Source organism: Rhodanobacter sp. A1T4 (genome assembly GCF_014207185.1).
Classification (GTDB): domain Bacteria; phylum Pseudomonadota; class Gammaproteobacteria; order Xanthomonadales; family Rhodanobacteraceae; genus Rhodanobacter.
Map to the genome: position 1 here is coordinate 32,126 of NZ_JACHCP010000005.1, position 21,935 is coordinate 54,060.

The 21,935-nt window shown below is 60.1% G+C and carries 21 protein-coding genes and 1 riboswitch; of the genes, 3 read left to right on the forward strand and 18 right to left on the reverse strand.

Features of this window, described 5'->3' with window-relative positions; genetic code table 11:
- The 4 genes from thiC to HDE80_RS11115 form a co-directional block, all read right to left on the reverse strand.
- Window positions 1-1,806, reverse strand: a complete 1,806-nt coding sequence (gene thiC / locus HDE80_RS11100; protein WP_184671423.1) for a phosphomethylpyrimidine synthase ThiC — start codon at window positions 1,804-1,806, stop codon at window positions 1-3.
- Window positions 1,807-1,893: 87 nt separating this feature from the next.
- Window positions 1,894-2,001: riboswitch (TPP riboswitch) on the reverse strand.
- 104 nt (window positions 2,002-2,105) lie between these two features.
- On the reverse strand, window positions 2,106-3,008 hold the full coding sequence (locus tag HDE80_RS11105; RefSeq protein WP_255483705.1) for a cation transporter: 903 nt from the start codon (window positions 3,006-3,008) through the stop codon (window positions 2,106-2,108).
- Between the two features lie 54 nt (window positions 3,009-3,062).
- A complete protein-coding gene (locus HDE80_RS11110; protein ID WP_184670848.1) occupies window positions 3,063-4,274 on the reverse strand; it encodes an efflux RND transporter periplasmic adaptor subunit in 1,212 nt (403 codons plus the stop codon).
- Window positions 4,275-4,284: 10 nt separating this feature from the next.
- Window positions 4,285-7,491, reverse strand: a complete 3,207-nt coding sequence (locus HDE80_RS11115; RefSeq protein ID WP_184670850.1) for an efflux RND transporter permease subunit — start codon at window positions 7,489-7,491, stop codon at window positions 4,285-4,287.
- 582 nt (window positions 7,492-8,073) lie between these two features.
- On the opposite strand from HDE80_RS11115, the gene HDE80_RS11120 reads away from it, so the two are divergent.
- Complete coding sequence (locus HDE80_RS11120; RefSeq protein ID WP_184670852.1) at window positions 8,074-8,436, forward strand: hypothetical protein; 363 nt, start codon at window positions 8,074-8,076, stop codon at window positions 8,434-8,436.
- A gap of 352 nt (window positions 8,437-8,788) precedes the next feature.
- On the opposite strand, the gene HDE80_RS11125 is transcribed toward HDE80_RS11120, so the two are convergent.
- The 10 genes from HDE80_RS11125 to HDE80_RS11170 form a co-directional block, all read right to left on the reverse strand.
- Window positions 8,789-9,094, reverse strand: coding sequence for an STAS domain-containing protein (locus tag HDE80_RS11125; protein ID WP_184670854.1), 306 nt, complete (start codon window positions 9,092-9,094; stop codon window positions 8,789-8,791).
- Between the two features lie 14 nt (window positions 9,095-9,108).
- On the reverse strand, window positions 9,109-10,293 hold the full coding sequence (locus tag HDE80_RS11130; RefSeq protein WP_184670855.1) for a methyl-accepting chemotaxis protein: 1,185 nt from the start codon (window positions 10,291-10,293) through the stop codon (window positions 9,109-9,111).
- A 16-nt stretch (window positions 10,294-10,309) separates the two neighbouring features.
- Complete coding sequence (locus tag HDE80_RS11135; RefSeq protein WP_184670857.1) at window positions 10,310-11,407, reverse strand: chemotaxis response regulator protein-glutamate methylesterase; 1,098 nt, start codon at window positions 11,405-11,407, stop codon at window positions 10,310-10,312.
- A gap of 101 nt (window positions 11,408-11,508) precedes the next feature.
- Window positions 11,509-12,159: a chemoreceptor glutamine deamidase CheD gene (gene cheD / locus HDE80_RS11140; protein WP_221437536.1), complete on the reverse strand. Its 651-nt coding sequence runs from the start codon at window positions 12,157-12,159 to the stop codon at window positions 11,509-11,511.
- A complete protein-coding gene (locus tag HDE80_RS11145) occupies window positions 12,156-13,037 on the reverse strand; it encodes a protein-glutamate O-methyltransferase CheR (protein ID WP_184670859.1) in 882 nt (293 codons plus the stop codon). The genes cheD and HDE80_RS11145 overlap by 4 nt, the downstream gene beginning before the upstream one ends.
- A gap of 4 nt (window positions 13,038-13,041) precedes the next feature.
- Window positions 13,042-14,763 carry a methyl-accepting chemotaxis protein gene (locus HDE80_RS11150; protein ID WP_184670861.1) on the reverse strand — a complete coding sequence of 574 codons (1,722 nt, stop codon included), beginning with the start codon at window positions 14,761-14,763 and terminating at the stop codon, window positions 13,042-13,044.
- An 11-nt stretch (window positions 14,764-14,774) separates the two neighbouring features.
- Entirely contained in the window at window positions 14,775-15,281 is a 507-nt protein-coding gene (locus tag HDE80_RS11155) for a chemotaxis protein CheW (protein WP_221437537.1), read from the reverse strand.
- Between the two features lie 89 nt (window positions 15,282-15,370).
- Window positions 15,371-17,374: a chemotaxis protein CheA gene (locus tag HDE80_RS11160; RefSeq protein ID WP_184670863.1), complete on the reverse strand. Its 2,004-nt coding sequence runs from the start codon at window positions 17,372-17,374 to the stop codon at window positions 15,371-15,373.
- Window positions 17,375-17,386: 12 nt separating this feature from the next.
- Window positions 17,387-17,749: a response regulator gene (locus tag HDE80_RS11165; RefSeq protein ID WP_184600195.1), complete on the reverse strand. Its 363-nt coding sequence runs from the start codon at window positions 17,747-17,749 to the stop codon at window positions 17,387-17,389.
- A gap of 15 nt (window positions 17,750-17,764) precedes the next feature.
- Window positions 17,765-18,106, reverse strand: a complete 342-nt coding sequence (locus HDE80_RS11170; protein ID WP_255483706.1) for an STAS domain-containing protein — start codon at window positions 18,104-18,106, stop codon at window positions 17,765-17,767.
- 149 nt (window positions 18,107-18,255) lie between these two features.
- On the opposite strand from HDE80_RS11170, the gene HDE80_RS11175 reads away from it, so the two are divergent.
- The gene (locus tag HDE80_RS11175) at window positions 18,256-19,398 is read left to right on the forward strand and encodes a flagellar hook-length control protein FliK (RefSeq protein WP_184670865.1); all 1,143 of its coding nucleotides are present in this window, start codon (window positions 18,256-18,258) and stop codon (window positions 19,396-19,398) included.
- Window positions 19,395-19,667, forward strand: coding sequence for a flagellar biosynthesis protein (locus HDE80_RS11180; RefSeq protein WP_184670867.1), 273 nt, complete (start codon window positions 19,395-19,397; stop codon window positions 19,665-19,667). The genes HDE80_RS11175 and HDE80_RS11180 overlap by 4 nt, the downstream gene beginning before the upstream one ends.
- A gap of 55 nt (window positions 19,668-19,722) precedes the next feature.
- Here HDE80_RS11180 and HDE80_RS11185 read toward each other — a convergent pair whose 3' ends face one another.
- Genes HDE80_RS11185 through HDE80_RS11200 form a run of 4 tightly spaced genes read right to left on the reverse strand, consistent with a single transcriptional unit; the run spans window position 19,723 to window position 21,932 of the window.
- Window positions 19,723-20,112: a DUF2802 domain-containing protein gene (locus tag HDE80_RS11185; RefSeq protein WP_345776446.1), complete on the reverse strand. Its 390-nt coding sequence runs from the start codon at window positions 20,110-20,112 to the stop codon at window positions 19,723-19,725.
- A 16-nt stretch (window positions 20,113-20,128) separates the two neighbouring features.
- A complete protein-coding gene (locus HDE80_RS11190) occupies window positions 20,129-20,608 on the reverse strand; it encodes a chemotaxis protein CheW (RefSeq protein ID WP_184670870.1) in 480 nt (159 codons plus the stop codon).
- Window positions 20,605-21,150 (reverse strand): hypothetical protein, encoded by a 546-nt coding sequence (locus HDE80_RS11195; protein WP_184670872.1) that lies wholly within the window; start codon window positions 21,148-21,150, stop codon window positions 20,605-20,607. The genes HDE80_RS11190 and HDE80_RS11195 overlap by 4 nt, the downstream gene beginning before the upstream one ends.
- A complete protein-coding gene (locus HDE80_RS11200; protein ID WP_184670874.1) occupies window positions 21,147-21,932 on the reverse strand; it encodes a ParA family protein in 786 nt (261 codons plus the stop codon). Before HDE80_RS11200 ends, HDE80_RS11195 begins: the two co-directional genes overlap by 4 nt.
- Window positions 21,933-21,935 lie beyond the last annotated feature (3 nt).

The following is a 21,935-nucleotide window of genomic DNA, read 5'->3' on the forward strand; positions in this document are numbered from 1 at the left end:
TCAGACCATTTCCACCGGTGCATCAGATGCATCGGATGCCACGTCGGCGGCAAACTGCCGAACCTCCTGCGTAATTTTCATCGAACAGAATTTGGGCCCGCACATGGAACAGAAATGGGCCGACTTGCTGGCGTCTTTTGGCAATGTTTCATCATGAAAAGCACGGGCCGTTTCTGGATCAAGACCCAGGTTGAACTGGTCCTCCCAGCGAAACTCAAAGCGCGCTTTCGACAACGCATCATCATGGGCGCGCGCACCCGGATGACCTTTGGCGATGTCCGCGGCATGCGCTGCAATTCGATACGCGATGATGCCTTGCTTGACGTCATTGCGATCTGGCAGACCCAGATGCTCTTTGGGTGTGACGTAGCAAAGCATTGCCGTACCCGCCCAACCGATCATCGCCGCACCGATAGCCGATGCGATGTGGTCATATCCGGGAGCGATGTCGATCGTCAACGGCCCCAGCGTGTAGAACGGCGCCTCGTGACAATGACGAAGTTGCTCGTCCATGTTTGACTGGATCAGGTGCATTGGCACATGACCCGGTCCTTCGATCATGGTCTGCACATCGTGTTTCCAGGCGATCTGGGTCAGTTCGCCGAGTGTCCGCAACTCGGCAAACTGTGCTTCATCGTTGGCGTCGGCACCGCAGCCTGGTCGCAGTCCATCGCCCAGCGAAAAGCTGACGTCGTACTGCTTCATGATGTCGCAGATATCTTCGAAATGCGTATAGAGAAAGCTTTCAGTGCGATGCGCCATGCACCACTTGGCCATGATCGAACCGCCGCGAGAGACGATGCCGGTCATCCGCTTGGCGGTGAGCGCAATGAATGCCTTTCTAACTCCGGCGTGGATGGTGAAGTAATCCACCCCTTGCTCCGCTTGCTCAATCAATGTGTCGCGGTAAATTTCCCAGGTAAGGGCTTCTGCAACTCCGCCAACTTTCTCCAAAGCCTGGTAAATAGGCACCGTGCCGATCGGCACCGGACTATTGCGGACGATCCAATCCCGTGTCGTATGAATGTCTCGCCCGGTGGATAGATCCATCACATTATCCGCGCCCCAACGGATCGCCCACACCAGCTTCTCGACTTCCTCCTCAATGCTTGAGGTCACCGCAGAGTTGCCAATATTCGCGTTGATCTTTACTCGGAAATTGCGACCGATGGCCATCGGCTCAACCTCCGGATGATTGATGTTCGCCGGAATGATGGCGCGGCCGCGCGCCACTTCATCACGAACAAATTCAGGAGTGATGATCTTCGGGATCGACGCTCCCATCGATCGTCCTTGCACGCGCTTGGCGCGCTCTTCGTCCGCCAGATACTCGGCCATCCACTCGCGGCGACCGTTTTCCCGCAACGCCACGTATTCCATCTCCGCCGTGATGATGCCGCGGCGCGCGTAGTGCATCTGGCTGACATTCGCCCCTGAAAGAGCTCGGCGCGGCACACGCTGCAACGCTGCGGCCGAGATACGAAGCTGGGCAATATGCTCCGCATTGCGACTGCCATCGTCGATCGAGCTGGGCGAGCGGCCAGCGTAAGTTTCCGTGTCTGCCCTCGCCTCGATCCATGGGCCACGCAGATTTTCCAATCCGCAACGAACGTCGGTCCGAGCATTCGGATCCGTATAGGGACCTGATGTGTCGTAGAGCGAGATGACCTCGCCATTCGTCAGCGAGATATCGCGTACTGGCACCTTCAAGTTCGGCCGACTGCCGATGATGTAACCCTTGACGGATGCACGGAGCGGCTCGCGGGATATAGGCGCACGAGCATTTGGTTCAACGAGAGAATTCATGGCGCACTCCAATAGGTAAAACCCACATAGGAATGCTCCGTATCTTTCAACCCAGGCCCGTGTTGGCCGCAGGACGACCCATGAACTGGATTGAACGATAGCTCTTCTTACGCCGGTATTAGCCGGTTCAAGTTCGCGGGTTCGGCGATCTATTTCGCCATCTCAGCATGCACACATGCGCCCCGGAGCCATTTGAGTCTACCCCTTCCACATCACCTTTAAAAGAGATTGAACGTGCTGTGGAAGTAGTACAAAGCAGGTCAACGGGACTGATCAACAACGTACGCACACAAATGGGTTCAGGCCCATTTTCTATCGCCAGTAAAGGCGATACTCAACCAGTATTGCGTGCTCTGCCCGCCTAGCCGGTCGGCGATCTGCTGACGGATGGCATCGAGCTGCCCGATGCCGTCCAGACGATAGTCCGCAGGAACGATCACATGGATTTCGATGACGTCGACACGTCCGGTCTTGGTGACATAGCTGGTGTAATCAGGGAAGCCGTGCTCGATGATGAGGGCATCCATGATCGTGCGAACCTGACGATCGAGATCGCCTGGCGCCACCATCAACACTTCCTGCAATGCATGCCATACCGTCATGACCGGCATGGGCAACAGACAAAGCGCGATGACCAGCAAGACGGCTGAATCGACATAGCGCTCCAGAGGAGCCAAGCTCGTGTTTACCATCAGGGCCGCTGCAACGAAACCGACCAGCAGGCCGGCACTGAGGCTGCCACCGATAAGCCATCCGCGCGCATCCAGTCTCAACAGCTCCGACGACAACGCTTTGGCACCACGCAGCATGTAAACGGAAATTGTCAGGCTGACGATACCGATCAGTGCAGCCCAGCCGGCACCCAGCCCGAAAGCCAAGGTATGTCCACCGCTCATCAAGCCAGTGATCGCATTGACCATGGCGTAGACGCAGGCCAGGCTGAGCATCGCGCTGTTGAAGGCGACGACGAGTGGCTCCAGATGCCAGTAGCCGTATTGAAACCGGCGACTGCCTTCATTGGACAAAAGCCGCGACACCGCCAGCACGACCAGCGTCAACAACACGTCGACCAGTGAATAGATGCCGTCGAAGATGATCGCCTGGGAGCCCATCCACAGACCGAAACCCACGCACGCTGCACCAACGATCAGCGTGGCCGCAATCGAGCGCTTGAGCAGAGTCTGTTCGCGCGAAGTATCCAAGGACAGTTCTATCCCGCTTTACTTAACGTCGAGGTTTGGCCATTTCCGAAATGATCAACCGCTACCGCCTGACGTTTCTTTTTTGGCTGCATCGCTATCGGATTTGTCATCCTTGGCGATGTTTACATGCTGGTTTTCATAGAGCGAATCTGACGGGCTCAACACGATGTGCGAGTTGGCATCGAGACCCTCGGTGATTTCGACCGCACTGCCGAAATCCCTTCCGATGGTGACCGGCTGCAGATGAATCCTGTCTTGTGCATCCACCAAGGCGACCCGTAAACCTTCGCTACGGAAGAGCAGCGTATTCGCAGGGACAATCACATCGTGTGTTGTCGTTGAAACGCCAAGTTTGACGGTGGCGTAAACGCCCGGAACAAGGGATTGATCCGCATTGTCCAGATCGATCTCGGTGCGCAACGTGCGGCTATTGGCGTCCAATGCGTCCGCGCTGCGTGCCACGGTGCCGATGAGAGGTTTGGCGCCATAACTGTTCACCGTCACTTGTGTGGGCATGCCGATGTGCACGCTGCCGGCATAGATCTCTGGCACATCCACGAATACACGAAGCTTGGTCGTATCGGCAATCACGAACAAATTGCTTCCGGTGGAGCCCGCGTCGACCAACGCGCCGACATCGAGGTTGCGCTGCGTAATGACACCATCAAAGGGCGCGTTGATGTATTTGAACTGCTCCAGATTTTCCAGTCGCGCGACGTTCGAGCGATCGGCCTCCACCGTGGCAAAGTCGGCTTTCGCCTGCGCGTCGTACTGGTCGCCCAATTGTTTCGCGACGAGCCCAGTGCTCACGAGTTGGTCGTAGCGGATAGCCGTGACCTGCGCAAACTTGGCGTTGGCCTGGTCGCTGCGCATCTGCGCCTGCCCCTGACTGAGCTGATTGTCGACATCGGGGGTATCCAGGTCGGCCAGTCGCTGACCTTTCTTGACCTTGGCGCCGATGTCGACATACCACTTGGCAACATAGCCGGTCGTGCGTGCGTAGATCTGGGCGTCCTGCCATGAGGAGACGGTACCGGGCAAACTCAGCGACTGACTACCCGGCGCAACCTTCGGGGTAAGCACCGCAACAGTGGCCGTAGCATCCCGGTCAGTTTCGTTGGCTAGTTCATGGTGCGCGTGAACGCGCTCAAAAACGCCATACACCCCGAGCGCAACAAGTATTGCCGCCAGGATAATAAGCGCAAGCCGTGCACGATGCGGCGACGTGGGCGTGCGCTGAGATGGTGTGCTGGAAGGGTTGGACATGATCAGTATCTCAATCGGCAGCCGCGTGCCGGTGCGCCTGATGGCGTCGGTGCAGCAGACTGAAGAACGTTGGAACAAAGAAGAGAGTTGCTGCTGTTGCCAGCAACAGACCGCCGATCACAGCACGACCCAGCGGCGCATTCTGTTCGCCACCTTCGCCTAAACCCAATGCCATGGGAACCATACCGATAATCATGGCGAACGCGGTCATCAGCACGGGACGAAAGCGCGCGAAGCCAGCCTCAATGGCCGCCTTCACCGGGTCGTCGTGATGATCCAGTCGCTCACGTGCGAAGCTGATCACCAGAATCGAGTTTGCGGTCGCTACGCCCATGCACATGATGGCGCCCATCAACGCCGGCACGGACAACGGCGTGCCGGTCAGAAACAACATCCAGACCAGACCAGCCAGTGCCGCAGGCAAGGCAGCGATGATGATCAATGGATCGACCCAGCTCTGGAAATTCACCACGATCAGCAGGTAGACCAGGACAATCGCGAACAGCAGGCCACCGATAAGCCCCCTGTAGGAGTCGCCCATGGTCTGCACTTGACCACGAACCGTGATATCGACGTCGCGCGGCAGATGTTTCGATGCCTCGGCAACAATTTTCTGGACATCGCTGCCAACGCTCCCCAGGTCGGTGTGATCGACTGATCCGTATAGATCCAATGTCGGCCGCGTACTGTAGTGCGAGACCACGGCCGGGCCAACGCTGCGCGAAAAAGTCGCCACGTTCTCCAATATCTGACCCGCGGCCCCACCAGCAGATGTACTCGTGCTGGTCGTGCCGTTAACCGAAGCCCCCGTGGCACCGCTGGCGCTGGTGATCGACAAGGTCTTCAGATCTTGCAACGTATCGAGTCGATATTGCGGTGTTTGCGTGGCAATCGAATAACTGATGCCGGATTTCGGATCGACCCAGTAGGTAGGACTGACCTGGGATGAGCCGGCCAGTGCAGTGAGCAAATTGCTGGCCACGTCCTGTTGTGTGAGGCCAACCAGGTTCGCGCGGGTACGATCGACGTTAACGTTGATTTGCGGCAGATTTTGCGCCTGCTGAATGCGCAGATCGACCAGGCCCGGAACATGCGACAGTTTGCCGAGAAGATCATTGGCTATCGTCGAGATCGCTTGCGGATCGTGTCCGGTGACCTGCACATCAATGGGTGCAGGTGAGCCGAAATTGAGTATCTGCCCGATAATGTCGGCGGCCAGAAACGAAAACGTGACACCGGGATATTTTTTCCTCAACTCCTGCCGCAGCGAACGGACGTAATCAACAGTCGGATGATGATCGTCGTTCAACGTGACGAAGATGTCGCCGTCGGATGTGCCAATGACGCCGGTGTTGCTGTAAGAGAGATTGATGCCGCTGTAAGGTAGCCCCAGCGTATCCACAACGCTACCCAGTTCCTGTTTGGGAATGGCCTGCCTGATGACGTCCTCGATGCCATCGGCCAGGCGTGCCGTTTCCTCAATGCGCAAGCCTGTTTGCGCGTGGAAATGCAGCTTGATCTGCCCACCATCCACATACGGAAAGAAGTCACGCCCCAGCCAGGGCACCAGTAACGCCACCGATAGCGCGCAGGACGCGAAAAACAGGATGGCAAACAGTCCGCGATGGGACTCGGCAGTTTCCAGGGTGCCGCGATAGCCTTCGCGAATGCGCTCAAAGCGCTTCTCGAAACCCGCTTGAAAACGGCCCAACGGACCGGTCGGTTCTGCATGGTGATCATGCTTCTTCAACCAGTAAAGCGAGAGCGTCGGGACCAGCGTCCGCGATAGCACATACGACGCCAGCATCGCGAACACCACCGCTTCGGCGAGCGGCGCGAACAGATATTTGGCTACCCCGCCCAGGAAGAAGATCGGGACAAAAACGATACAGATGGATAGCGTCGAGACCAGTGCCGGCACGGCGATCTGGTGAGCGCCTTCCAGAATGGCGTCGTAGACCTCCTTGCCCTCCTCCAGATGCGAATTGATATTTTCGATCGTGACGGTGGCATCGTCGACCAGGATGCCAACGGCCAGCGCCAGACCTCCCAGCGTCATGATGTTGATCGTTTCGCCCAGGGCGGAAAGCGTGATGATCGAGGCGAGGATCGATAGCGGAATGGAAATCGCGATGATCAGCGTAGAGCGCCACGATCCGAGGAACAGCAGGATCATCAGACCCGTCAATGCCGCGGCGATAACGCCCTCGCGAATGACGCCAGAAATAGCGGCGCGGACGAAGAGCGATTGATCCGAGATAGGGCTGATTTGCAGATTTCGGGGAATGGCCGCACGAATGCGCGGCAGCATCTTTTGCAGTGTGTCGACAATATCGAGCGTGGAAGCGTCACCGATTTTCAGAATCGACATCAGAACGGCGCGTTGCCCGTTCACACGCACGATATTGGTTTGCGGCGGAGAGCCGTCATGCACCAGTGCAACATCACGGATGTAGGTGGTGATGCCATTGACGGTGCGGATTGGCGCATTGTTCAGATCACTAATCTGCTGCGGGCTGCCATTCAGTCGCACGCTGTACTCGATATCTCCGACTTTCTCGGTGCCGGCCGGCAGAATCAAATTCTGCGCACCGATCGCCGCGACGACATCGCTGGGTGCCAGCCCGTGCGAGAGAAGCGCTTGCGGATTGAGATCCACCTGGATCTGACGCTGCTTGCCGCCGTACGGATAGGGTGTTGCCGCACCACGCACCGAAGTAACAAAGGTACGCACGATTTGGTTGGCATCGTCAAAGATCGTCGACTCGGAAAGTTCCTTTGATGACAAGGCAAACTGCAGGATCGGAACTGTCGATGCGTTGTAGACAATGATCAGCGGTGGCGTCGTGCCTTGCGGCATGGATTTGACCGTGGTTTGCGCAATCGCCGTGATCTGCGCAATCGCCATATCGACGTTGACGTTCGGCTGGAAAAATACCTTTACCAGCCCGACGCCGTTCAATGATTGCGTTTCAGTGTGCTCGACATCGTTGACCGTGGTGGTGAGCGAACGCTCGAAGCCAGTCACGATGCGATTGTTCATGTCATCGGCCGGCAGACCGGTGTACTGCCAGACCACCGACACGACGGGGATGTTGATATTGGGAAAAATGTCGGTCGGTGTACGCAGAACAGCGAGTGGCCCAAGAATCAGCAACAACAGCGCCAAGACGATAAAAGTGAGCGGGCGCTCTAGCGCAATTCTGACGATCCACATCGGCGTTGTATTCCATCGGTCACGCACACGGCAGACGGCGCCATATGCCGAGCGAGATTTGCTTTAGAAGGGGAATAGTAGCCTAGACAGCTTTGACTATCTTGGCGCTATGCCAAAGGTAATGCATTGATTCGCATGAATTTGCGCGTCTTTCACGAATCTCAATTTCCTGATGGCGATAGTCCAGGCAGGTTTGTGCCGCAGCGAATCAGTGATGCATGCAGTGAACTTGTGCGCCGGCCCGCCTGCCACAACACATGCCCGCCAAATCTTTTCTTCTGACTTACTGGCGGACTGATCACCCGCTCGTCGTCCTGCCGCGTCTAACCCACAACCCCGAAGACTGGATCTATCACGGCACAGCCAAACTCAATGGCGTAACCGGCACGCTGGCTTTTCGCTGCTGATGGCTAGCAAAGATCTTCGGATACGTGGCTGAAATACAAAACAGACACGGCGGCCACCGCGCGCAAGAAAATCCCGTCCATGCAAGCAAACCGCACCCTAAAGTTTGGGTCGGCAAGGTCGATAACGATTCTGACGACGCTGTTTAGAAAATATCTGCAACGAAAGGATTGACCCATGAAACATCTACTTGCCGCTACCCTCATGCTGTTGGCGCCGCTGACTGCCCACGCAGCTTGCTCGGCCACTGATTTCTCGATCGAGGATTTCAAGGCAGGCGCGACCGGTGCCGGTGGTGCCATACGCCTGAGCCTCAAGGGCAAATTGGTCAACCATTGCGCCACGGCCGCCGCCGCGCAGGTCCGCGTCGATGCCAAAGATGGCAGCGGTACCGTGCTGGCGACCAAACAGGGCTGGCCAGGCGGCACCACCAATATCGCACCGGGCCAGTCAGTCGACTTCGACCTGGGCAGGCTGCTGCGTTACCAGTCCGACATGCAGACCTACTCGGCAGCGATCACGGATGTACGCACCTGGTAACTGTTGGCACGCCGATTTATTCAATTTGCGTCGCGGTGATGCCGCGGCAATACGTGACTCGTCGATTCGACGGGGTCTGATCCAGCGCTGATCGAAAGATTGGCGCTGGCGGCGTTTGGCCGATCCGCACAACGGCCTTGTACAAACTCGTCCGTTCGACGGGTATTTGAAATTACCTGTTTCTCCCCGGCTCTGATTTCAGCTGCAGCACAGCCTGCTCAAGTTCGATGCAGGTGCACGAACAGGTATTCGCCGCTTGGGCAATGCCGTGGTGGTGAACGGCGTACTCCATGCCAGCCAACGCCCCGCCAGATATCGAACACGATAGACGCTCCTGCAGGCGTTCCTCTTTTCAATGCAGGACAAACAGCTTGTCGAAGCCCGCCACACGCAAGGTGCCGCGCAGAGCCGACCCGGCATTGACGATACGAATCTCGGCGCGATCGCCACCGGCATGTTCGCGCAGCAGCAGCAGCATGCCGAGAGCCGAACTGTCCATGCTGCCGACCTCCCCCAGATCCATGATGTAACTGCGCGCGGGCTTGCGATCGCCCAGGCAGGCATCGTGAAACGCACGATGCACGGTGAAGTCGAAATGCTCGCCAAACTGCAGGGTCAGGCAATCCTGTTCGGTGTCGTGATGTATGTTGAGGTGCATAGCGTTGCCTTCCTTCAGAACAGTTCGATTTCGCCGGCATCCATCGTGCTCTGCAGGGCAGGGCCACGTGAACGCAAGCGCGCTTTTTCGCGCTGCAGGGCCAGTCGGGTACGCACCCTTTGCGCCCGCTCTTCCAGTGCACCGGCGTCGATCGGACCGCATGCAATCTCTTCGATGTCGCGGGTGGTTTCAGCGGCGACCCCCTGCAGTTCGACCAGGCGCGTGCGGGTCTGGTTGAGCAGCTGGCTGAGAATATCCTCGAACTGCAGCGAGCGGATCGTGGTGGATACGTCGTTGCTCAGGCCGCGATTGATCTCCACCACCTGGTCGGCCACGGCATTGGTGCGCGCATCGCTCTCGGTGACATGCGCCATCATGGCGTCGATGCCACCCTTGGCCGACAACGCAACATTGAGATCCTGCGAAGCGAGCGCGCCAATCAAGCCGCGCACCTGATCCATCGCCGTCCGGGCACGCTCGACATGGCTGCCAATCTGTTCGTTGAATTGATTGGAGTTGCTGGCCAGGTTGCGGATTTCACCCGCGACCACCGCGAAGCCACGACCAGCCTCGCCGGCACGCGCCGCCTCGATGGCAGCATTCAGGGCCAGCAGGTTGGTTTCCTCAGCGATGGTGTTGACGTTCTTAAGCAGCGCGAACACCGCGTCCATTTCCTTCGACATGCCGTCGATGCGATAGACAATGCGCAGGCTTTCGCGCGACAGCTGCACGATCAGCCCGACGAAATGTTCCAGCAGATCACTGGTACGCGCGGCGAAATCCTGCACCGAAACGCCGCCATTCTGGACATCGATGATCTGTTTGAGCAGCGACTGCTGCAGGCCGGTCTTGTGCGACAGGCCGTCGAATCCGCCACCAAGCTCGGACACCGCATCGCGCAGCAGATCGAGTGCCTGATGCAGTTCGCGCGAAGCATGGCCCAACTCGTCGACCAAGGCACCCCGCACATCTTCGAGCGCCTCTCGTACCGGCGTACTGTCGACCGCAGGCGCGGCTTCTGGCATGGCGGTCACGCTGGCAAGTTGCCGGTATTCGTTGAACCACAGCACGCCGATAGCGATTGTCAGCGACGGCGCCAGCCATAGCGGATGCCAGAACAGGCACAGAAGGAACGCCACCGCGCTGGCAGCAATGCCGACGACAGGACGTGGAACGGACTTTGCGCTAGGCACTGACATGAGGAATTCCGATGCTTCAGGAGACGACGCGCAGCGCGCCGGCGATGGGTTGTTGAGCCAGCGCGAGCAATCGCGCAGCAATACGTTCCAGAGGCAGCATTTCGTCGGCCGCCCCCATCTTCCAGGCCGCGCCAGGCATGCCCCACACCACCGACGTGGCCTCGTCCTGCACCAGCGTGGGTGCACCGCCATCGCGCAACTCGAGCAATCCGCGGGCACCGTCATCGCCCATGCCCGTCAGCAACACGGCAACCGTCGACGCACCGACATTCGCCGCCATGGAGCGGAACAGCACGTCGACGCTGGGCTTGTGGCGATTGACCTGTGGACCGTCATGCAGCCGGCAAACGTGTTTGGCACCGTCCCACATCACCAACAGATGCTGGCTACCCGGCGCGATGTACGCATGACCTGGCTGGATCGGCTGACCATCGCGCGCTTCGCATACGCGCATCGCGGAACAGTGATCCACGCGCGCGGCAAACGGACCACTGAAGGCCGCCGGAATATGCTGCGTGATGACGATAGGCGGTGCATCGGGCGGCATCGCCGCGAGCAGCACACGGATCGCTTCGGTGCCACCCGTGGATGCGCCGATGGCGATGATCCTGCCACTGCCACGGGTTCCCGGCGACGGCATGCGCGGCAACACGGCATCGGCCGAAAGCCGGGGCGGCACGTCCAGTTTCTGCACCGCGGTATATGCGCGCGGCTTCGAGAGAGCGGCCAACTTCACCTTGGCGCAGATGTCCTGGGCGCTTTCGGCAAAACTGTTGGCCAGGTCGCTCGAAGGCTTGGTGAAAAAGTCCACTGCGCCCAGTTCCAGCGCGCGCAACGTGACCTCGGCACCACGTTCGGTCAGCGAAGAAACCATCACGACCGGCATCGGCCGCAAGCGCATGAGGTTTTCCAGAAAGGTCAGCCCGTCCATGCGCGGCATTTCCACGTCGAGCGTGAGCACATCGGGATTGAGCAGCTTGATCTTGTCACGCGCAATCAGCGGATCAGCAGCCACGCCAACCACCTCGATGCCGGGATCGGAATCGAGCATGGCCGACAGCAACTTCCTCACCAGAGCGGAGTCGTCGATTACCAGGACGCGCACTTTTTCCATTGCTACTGTTCTCGTCTTGTATGGATGGAAACTGCGCCAGAGGAACACGCAAACATCGTTGATTCGCCATCGGCACCTGCCGCTTGCCCGCCGAATTCCAGCTAAAACAATTCCACCTCACCCTTTATCGGATCATTTGCCAAACGCTTGAGGTAATGTTGTTCGCGATCGGTCACCGCCACGTCGCGCACCGCACGCAGCTGTCGTACACGCACCCGTCCGCTGGCCGGAAAGAACTGCACCTGGCGCGGATAGATATCGCCAACATCGGCGGCCAGCAACTCCAGACCTTCTGCGGCAAGGTAGCGCTTGATGAAAGCGATATTGCGTTGTCCCACATCGGTCATCTGCGCCAACACACGACCGCCGCCGAAGACCTTCACCCCCAGATCCTCCCGGCGTCCGCCAGCCTTGAGGATGGCGTTGATCAATTGCTCCATGGCGTCATTGCCGTAGCGCGCTGCGCGCCCAACCGCCGATGACCAGCTGTCGCGATCACCCAACGGCTCCGGCAGCATGAAATGATTCATCCCGCCGATCTGCCGCTGCCGGTCGCGGACGCAGGCCGAAATACACGATCCGAGTACGGTGGAAATCATTTCTTCCTGCGCACTCACGTAGAACTCGCCGGGCAAGACCTTGACCGTCATGCAGCCGTGGCCGGGATCCCAGAACCGGCGCATGTGTTCAAAGCCGGGGATCACCGCCGGTACGGCTGCCAGTGCTGCCAGCCCAGACGCAAAGGCATTCATGCCGCATGCTTCCGGTAGACGGTCCGACCGACCAGGTCGAACGCGTCGCTGAGCCCATACATCGACTCGGAATGACCGAGGAAAAGATAGCCGCCCTGATCGAGCAGATCGGCGTAACGCTCGAATAATTTGTGCTTGGTCGGCTTGTCGAAATAGATCACCACATTGCGGCAGAAAATCGCATCAAACGGACCGCGCATCGGCCATCCATGCAGCAGGTTGAGCGGCTGGATGCTGACCAGTTCGCGTAAACGCGGATGGATGCGGGCAAGGCCTTCGTAAGCACCTTCGCCGCGAAGAAACCAGCGACTGCGACGCGCTTCACTGACGCCACCCAGACGGTCCAGCGGATATTCGCCACGACGCGCGAAATCGAGCGCCTGCGGCGAAAGATCGGTGGCCAGGATGCGCGCATCGACACGGCTGCCGCTGCGCTCCAGAGCTTCCGCCAGCACCATCGCCAGCGCATAGGGCTCTTCCCCGGTGGAGCAGCCAGCCGACCAGATGCGCAACCTGCCGCCGTTGCGCTTGGCCTCCAGCCAGCGCGGCAACAACTCGTCGATCAGCAGATCGTAGTGATGCATCTCGCGAAAGAACGAGGTGACGTTCGTGCTGATCGCGCTGGCCAACTCGCCCAGCTCGCTCTGCGGATCGCAGCGCAGCAACTCGACATACGCATCGAAGCCAGACAGTTTGAGCGCGCGAAGCCGCCGGGCCAACCGTCCCTGTACCAGCTGACGCTTGTGCTCCCCCAACACGATGCCGCAGTGCTTGTAGACGAAACTGCACAGAAACGCGAAGTCGCTGTCGCCAAGCGTGAAACCATTGACTGCGGTCGACGTCACGCTGGCATCGTCGAGCATCGTAGGTGCAGACATGGCGTCAGAATTCCTTCCACGCTCCGCTGTCAGCGGTTTCCATTGCACGGTGACTCACGACTCTGGGCGCAGTCTTGCGTACGGCGGCAAACACCGCCTGGGCTTCGATCTCCGCCACGCTGTTCTTCGCACGCGGGGTAACGACGGCCACGGCGGTGTCACCAGCCACCCGGAAGAACCCGACCTGACGCGTCAGCTCACTTGCCTGCTCATGCATGGCACGCGCAGCGGCCGAGGCCTCCTCCACCAGTGCAGCGTTCTGCTGGGTCATTTCGTCCATCTGCGACACGGCGTTGTTGACCTGGTCGATACCAGCCGACTGTTCCTGACTGGCCGCGGCGATCTCGGCGACGATGTCAGTCACTTTCTTCACACTGTCGACGATTTCGGAGAGTGCCTTGCCAGACTGATCGACCAGCTCCGAGCCCGCCTTGACCTTGTCGGCGCTATCGTTGATCAGCAACTTGATCTCCTTGGCCGCACCAGCGCTGCGCTGGGCCAGATGGCGCACCTCGGTGGCAACCACGGCGAAGCCACGGCCCTGTTCGCCGGCGCGTGCTGCTTCCACCGCTGCATTGAGCGCGAGCAGGTTGGTCTGGAACGCGATCTCATCGATCAGGCTCACGATGTCGGAAATCTTGCGGCTGGAACTGTTGATCTCGCGCATCGCGGTGACCGCCTGCGACACCACTTCACCGCCACGCTCGGCCTGTTCGCGGGCACCGCGGGCCAACTGGTTGGCGTGACTGGCATTTTCCGCATTCTGCTTCACGGTCGAGGTCATTTCCTCCATCGACGAAGCGGTTTCCTCAAGGCTCGAAGCCTGTTCCTGTGTGCGCTGGCTCAGATCGTCGTTGCCGCGGGCGATCTGTTGCGCAGCCGTGCTGACTTCGTCAGAGCCGTGACGGACGTCGCTGACGATATCCACCAGTCGCTTGTCCATGGCTCGCAGGGCGGCCAGCAGGCGCGAGAGCTCGTCGGTGCCGCGTACCTGAATGTCATGCCCGAGCTTGCCTTCCGCTATTTCGTCGGCAAGTTTGATCGCGTAGTTCAACGCATTGACGATAGAGCGAACCAGCACGGCGGAGCGCAACAAGGCGAACAGCAGGCCGATCACCAGAGCGAATATCGTGACCATCCGAATACGCTCGTAGCTGGTCACCTGCGCATGGAAAATGTCTGCAGCTTCGATACGCTGTGCGTCGCCCAGCTTGCCCAGCGCCTCCTGCCGCTGCATCAGTAGCGGGCGCACCTCCATCTGTAGCAGGTCGGCCACCGAGGTGTCGTTCTGCTTCAGCGCATCGAGCACATCGTCCTTGGCCTGCTCGTAGTCTTTATCGGTCGAAGCGTAGTCTTTAAACGCCGCCGCGACCGCCGGACTCATCGGCAGCGCCGAGAACTGCTTTTTCAGATCGAGCAGTTCGTTCTGATAACGCGTGTATTCCGTGAGCTTCTGCTTGACCTGATCCGCTTTGCCGACCATGGTCGCGGCCTCGCCGAGCACGATGAATGCCTTCAGCGAGTCGGTGCGGATATTGCCGACCATCTGCGCCGGCGCCATCTCACCTTCGTAGATCTGGCGCGTACCTTCGTTCTGGCGGGCCATCGATACCAGGCCGATCGCTGCGCCTGCCAGCAACATCACGCCGAGCATGCCGACTAGCCCAAACAGGCGAGCGCGGAGGCCGAGCGAAGAAAACTTCAATTTGAACGAGGGCATTTTCATCTTCATTCCTGTCAGGCCACTGCCTTTACATCACCAACCGCGTTCAGCGCGGTATCCAGTATCTGCGCATCTTGCGGCTGCAATAATTTGTCCGCGTCGAGAAGCAAGACCATCCGCTCGCCGATCGAGGTCAGTCCCTTCAAGTATTCGGTGTCCACCGCGGTACCCATGTCAGGTACTGGACGCAGATGACTGTTTTCGACGTCGAGGACATCGGATACCGCATCCACGACGATGCCGAACAATCGGCCGGCGACCGTGACGACTACCGTCACTGTGGTGGCGTTGTAGTCCTCGCGGCTCAGGCCGAAGCGCAGCCGCAGGTCCAACACCGGCACGATCGCGCCGCGCAGATTCAGTACGCCGAGCACGTAATGCGGTGCTTGCGGGATACGTGTCACCGGCGTCCAGCCACGGATTTCGCGTACGGCCAGGATGTCGATACCGTATTCCTCCTGGGCGAGGTTGACGGTGAGGTACTGCGTTGTGGCATTGACGTCGGAAAATGACTGACTCATGGGCATTCCAGATAACGAAGGTCAGGCGCTAGGTAGCGTATCGGCCAGCACGGGGCAGGCTTGAGCGGCGAGCTGTACGCCAGCGCGTATTACGCCGCTCTACGGCGGGATTGCATGCGTACCAGTCCTGCGACATCGATGATCAACGCCACGGAACCATCCGCCAGGACCGTCGCGCCCGAAATACCTTCGACGCGGCGATAGTTCGCCTCCAGTGACTTGACCACGGCCTGCTGCTGACCAATGAGTTCGTCGATGAACAGGCCCACCCGACCGGTGTCGGCTTCGACCACAATCACCAGACCGTCCTCGATGTGCTGTCTTGCGCCGACACAACCGAACTGCTCATGCAGGCGCACGATCGGCAGATAGGCGTCGCGAAAGCGGAACAATTCGCCGCCACCAATCACGCTGCGCACCGCATCGGCACGCAGTTGAACCGACTCGACGATCGACACCAACGGCACGATGTAGCACTCGTTGCCGACCGCCGCACTCAAACCGTCAATAATTGCAAGCGTCAGCGGCAACGTGATGGTGAAGGTCGTGCCACGACCGGGATGACTCGTGATGGCGACGTTGCCGCCCAGATCCACGACGTTACGGCGTACCACGTCCATGCCCACGCCGCGTCCCGACAGGTCAGTCGTGGTCGCTGCCGTGGAAAAGCCCGGCTGGAAAATCAGCTCGTTGACGGCATCGTTGGAAAGATTCTCACCGGTCGGAATCAGGCCCTTCTGCACAGCCTTGGCCACGATGGCCTCACGGTTGAGGCCGGCACCGTCATCGACGATTTCCACCACGATCGAACCACCACGATGGAACGCCTCCAGTCGTAACGTACCGCTTTCCTGCTTGCCCGCCGCGCGACGCTTTTCCGGGGTTTCCAGACCATGATCGATGGCGTTGCGCACCAGATGCACCAGCGGGTCGCCGATTTTTTCGAGCACGGTCTTGTCCAGCTCGGTGTTCTCGCCGACCATCTCCAGCTTCACTTGCTTGCCCAGTTTCTGGCTCAGATCGCGCACCAGTCGCGGGAAGCGGTTGAAGACCGAGCCGATCGGCAACATGCGAATGCCCATCACGCTTTCCTGTAGCGTGCGCGTGTGCCGGGCCAGTTGCGCCAGGCCTTGCTGAAGCAGTGCCAGTCGTGTCGGATCGAAGTCCTCCCGAAACTGATCGAGCATCGCCTGGGTGATCACCAGCTCTCCGACAAGATCGATCAAGCTGTCGATCTTGTCGATGCCGACACGAACCGAACCGGCATCATTGCTGCCAGCCGCGGCATTTTTCGGCGCGATGTTCTGCATGATCGGCGCGGGCGCAGCGTCTATGCCCTTGTCCAGCGTACCGACTGCCGAACCCTGCTCGATCGGACTCGCCACGACGCTCACGGGTTCGATGCTGAGGTCACATTCGCCCTCGACCCATTCGAAGACCGACGTGATGGCATCCCGGGTAACCGTACCAGCCAATTCAATGCGCCAGCCCAGATGACATTCGGCAGGATCGAGCACGGCCAGTGTGGGCACGCGATCGAGCTGTGCCTCGACGGACAGCGTGCCCAGTTCGGCCAGTTCGCGCAGCAGACGCAATGGGTCATTGCCACCAGCCAGCATGCCAAGGTGCGGTCGAAATTGGATGATCCATCCGTTCGTGGCCAGTGGCCCGGTGATGGTTTGCCCCGCAGTCGCAACGATGGTGCGGCCGACTGCCGCCGCCAATTGTTGACGAAGATTTTCACTTTCCGAGTCGGCCAGCGGCTGCCCGGCCTGGGCGCGATCGAACATGCCACGCAGACAATCCACCGTGCGCAACAGCAGCTCGATGATTGGTCCATCGATCGCACGGCGCCCGTCGCGCAATTCGTCGAGCAGCGATTCGGCCTCATGGGTGAAAGCCGCCATCTCCGGAAAGCCGAAGGTTGCCGCACCACCCTTGATCGAATGGGCGGCGCGAAAAATCCGATGTATCAATTCCGCGTCGCCGTCGCCCTGGTCCAGCGCGAGCAGCGCGGCTTCCATGGCATCCAGGCCTTCCAGGCTTTCTTCGAAAAAGACTTGGTGGAACTGAGCCAGGCTGACCGTACTCATGGATGTTCCTGCTTAACCGAGAACGCGGCGAACTGTCGCCAGCAACTGCTCTGGATCGAAGGGCTTGACCAGCCAACCGGTGGCGCCAGCGGCCTTGCCTTCCATTTTCTTTTCGGTGTTTGATTCGGTCGTCAGCATCAGGATCGGCACGCCCTTGTACTCGGGCAGCACGCGCAATTCCCGGACCATGCTGAGGCCATCCATCACCGGCATGTTGACGTCGGCCAGCACCAGATCGAAGCGCGCGCCGCGCGCCGTATCCAACGCGAGCTGCCCGTTCTCCGCTTCGCTCACCTCATGCCCGGCACCGCGCAAGGTAAATGCCACCATGCCGCGCATCGAAGCCGAATCGTCTACTGCAAGAATCTTTGCCATCGTCCATCCTCAAGTTCAGGCCGGCATCGCTGCCGGCAATGCCAACGCCTGTATCAGACCAAGCCGTTCCGCCGCCTCACGCAGCGGTGTGCTCACACCAGTCCAGGTAATCTTTCCGCCACGCGTCAGGGCGTCACGATGAAATGCCACCAGCAATTGCAGCGCAGCCGTATCGACGCGCTCTACGGCAGTCGCATCCAGCGTGCTCGATGACGTCGCCAGACACTGCTCCCGCAGTGCCGGCAGTTCGGTCATGCGGCAATCGGCAGGCAGTCTGATCGTCGTCGCGCCCTTGCCTGCTGCCCCATTTTTGCTGCCGCCACCCATACGTCCAACCTCGCCGAATCTGTCTCTCATGGGACTTATCGGCCAGCACGGCGACAGCTTTAGGCCGGTCTGTACGCTTCGCTTGCGTGAGGCCTCAAGTTCTTGCTCAATCGGTCGATATTTCTTGACGATCGCGGGGAGATAGAGACTTGACGCGATCACTGGCGGAGGAGCCGCGCGTGATCATCCAACCAACTAGCGTTGCCGCACTGACCTGGCTTGGTGCTGCTGCCGGTGCCAGCGCCGAAGGTTGGCGGATCGGCAGCGTGCTGTCCGCGCGGCCGCTTGGTTTGACCGACCAAGGCCTGCTCGTCATACAGATCGGTGCGCTGACGGTGGAAGCCGAAGCGCCCGGCACCCAGCTACCGTCGCAATTCCAGGTGCGCGTGCTCAGCCTGGGTCCGCAGCCACTACTGGAGATCATCGGTGCACAGGTCACCACCGACACCAGCGTCAATCAGGCCATGCGCGAACGACTGCCGCAACAAAACGGCTACGCCCCGTTGCTGGCCACGGTCACGGCGCTGGCGCAATGGCCGGTCTTGCGCCAGCTTCCCGCCTATGTACGTAACGCGCTGGCCTTGCTCGAACACAGCATGAGCAATCCGGAAGAATTGGCGACCGGTGATGGACTGCGCCAGGCCATCGAACGCAGCGGTCTGTTTCTGGAATCGCAGCTTGCCCAGCCGGGTAGCGATGATGCAAGCATCGGCCAGGACGACTGGAAAGGTGCGCTGCTGCGTCTGCTCACCGCGTTGGACGGCCAGCCATCATTGCGCGATGGCAACGACATCAACATCGCACCACCACTGCAGTCGCGTGGAATGACTCCGCAAGGACGGCTGGCCTTGCCGCTTGAGCTGGCCGAGAGCAGCGAGGCAGCCAGCTTCCTGCCGCGTTTGCGCTCCGATGTACAAGCCGCACTGGCCCGGCTGGAAGTGGCACAGCTGGAGGCCAGCAAGGTTCCCGCCTGGATGATCGAGATTCCGGTACAGGGGCAGCAAGGTGCCGATGTACTTCAGGTACGGCTCGAACAGCACAACAAGGATGACGAGCAGGACCAGCACTGGACGCTTGGCTTCGCACTCGATCTGCCATCACTGGGACCTGTCCAGGGCGAACTCGTGTTGCGCGGCCTGCACCTGTCCGTTCGGCTATGGGCCCAGCAACGCGAGAGCTCCGCACGACTGGAGCAGCAGTTCGACGACCTGCGTTCGCGGCTTGCCGCCAGCGGCCTGAGTCTGGACCAGTTGAGCTGCCAGACCGGTCTGCCGCAGGCAGGCGCCAGTCGCAGTGCCGTGTTTCTCAAGGCCACCGCATGAGCCAGCCGCTGCTGCCGCCACCGCAACGCAAAGTGGTGCTCCGCTTGTCCGGCGGCACCGATGCCCAACCGACGCCACCAAGCCTCAATCCGGACGAACTCGAAGCGCTGCTCGGGCGCGCCCGTGCGCTGGGTTTGTCGCTACATCACGATGCACAGATTGCCGCCCTGCTGACCTCGCTGCGCATGAGCAAGGACGTGCCGCCGCTACTCTACAATGCGGCCGCCGCGGTACTCGCCAGTGTCTATGCGGCCTCGACCGAAAGCTGAGCTGCTGCACTTGGCGTGATATGCATGGCGACTCAGCTGACGTTACCGTCAACCGTCAGCTGCGGCCCGCATGAAGCCGTTGGACCAGTTCCGCTTCGTTGCGCGACAGGCCGCAGCGTTCCATCAAAACCTGCAGCTCACACCCTTCACGGGCCAACTGCTGGGCCAGTTCGTAGTTGTGCATTGCTGGAGAGTGAGCATGTACACCGGATGCCGGTGCGGCAGGAAGTGGTAACGGGCCGGCGGTACGGCGGCTCTGCTCATCCAGCCCTCGCAGGCGTTCGTCCAAAGCATCCAACCGCTGCTCGATCTTGTTGAGCGTGCTCGTCATCAATAAAGCGGGTACGCCACCGCCGGTATTGGCCTGAGTGATGAGGTCGCGCCGCAAGCGTTGCCCCTGACACCAGAGCAAAGCAAAAGCACCGGCTTGCAACAGCAACAGCACAATCGACAACCCTACTTCAAGCCACACGTTGCGACTCCGGGGCAAGCCGACACAGTCGCACCACATCGAGCAGCGCGACGAAGCCACCTTGCCAGGCGAGTACGGCCTGCACCGGATCGTCGATATGCCACGACCGCGTGGGCGGCGGCGCCTCGATCGCACCAGCCTCCGGTCGCAGGATGTCGCCGACCGCATCCACTCTGAAACCGACCCGATGACCTTCATGCGCAAACACCACGATGCGCACGGCCTCGGTATCGTCCAAGGGTATCGTACGCAGGCCGAGGCGACGCCGGCCGTCAATCACGGGCACGATATTGCCGCGCAGCTGGCAGATGCCCAACAGATCGTCCGCCGCACCGGGGACAGGCGTTGGCGCATGATCGTGAATGACTTCACTGACGTGGCTCAACGGCGCAGCGTAGTGCTGCCCATCCAGATGGAAGCCCAGCCAAGGCTGCCGCGCGATCACGTCGGCGTGGGAAAGATGATTCATGCGCTTGCGTTACCCCGGTGATCTCGATCCAGCATATCCAGAAGTGCAACGACATCAAGCACCACGCAGCGGCCACTCTTGTACATACCTCCGAGCCACGGCCGGCTGGCACGCTCAGAGCGTGCTACGCGCCAGTCGATATCAGCACTGGCGATGCGCGAGGTCTCTTCCTCCGTACTGCGACAAGCCACGGCCCAGCGCCAGCCACTGAACACGACCAGCATGTTGGCAGCCGGCTCGTGCAGATCGTCCGCGAGAATACGACTGAGGTCGACTACGCGCACACGTCGGCCCGTGCTGCCATCGTCTGCATGCAACTCATCGCCGTGATCTGGCGGCGCCAGCAGGATGTCCGCGACCTGACTCATCGGTATGGCCACGAGTACGTTGGCAGCCGTGCACATGAGATAACCGCTCGATCGCGGCGGCCATGACTCATCTTCTTCCGTCGTGGCGACGGGCGAAGGCATCGATACATCACTCAGCAGGTCGTCCAGATAATCGTCGACGGCCTGGAAGGCGGGTAACGTATCGCCATTCATGCCGACACCTCGTTGACCTGACGTCCAGCAGCGAGCAGTTCGCGCAGCAGGGCGCGATAGCTGTCGGTGCTTTGCTGGGCAGCCGGCCAGCACGTCAGCGGCTGGCCATGCTCGGCCGCTTCGCAGATCTGCGGGTCCGCAGCAATTACTTGCCGGGTCACCGCATGTCCGTAGCGTTCCCGCAGGGTCATCAGGGAAATCCGGTTGTTCAGCGTGCCGGCGTCGTACATGGTAGGCACGATCCAGTGCGGCAGTACGCGTCCCATCGAACGCTCGATCATCTGCATGCTGCGCTGCATGCGCTCGAGTCCATCCAGGGCGAGTGTCTCGGTTTGCGTAGGCATCAACAGCCGCTGCGCCGCCGCCAGTGCGTTGATCATCAAGAGGCCGAGCGTGGGCGGACAATCGAGCAGAACGTAGTCGTATACATTGTCCAGCATGGTCAAGGCATTGGCGAGAATGCGCCCGGTGCCCTTTCGCGTGGCCAGCTGGCGATCCAGCGTCGCCATCGGTGCCGCCGCCGGCAACAGCCACAAGCCCCGATGCCCGGTGTTACGGGCAAGACTGGCGATCGTGGGCGGATTATGTTCGCGGAACAGCTCATACACACTACCCATGCCGCTGAGGTCTTCCAGCGAGAAATAGCCGCTTAACGATGCATGCGGATCCAGATCCACCAGCAGCACGCGCATGCCCTCCTCGGCGAGCAAGGCGCCCAGCGCAGCGGTCGTGGTGGTCTTGCCCACCCCGCCCTTCTGATTGGCGATGGCCCAGATCTCCACGCG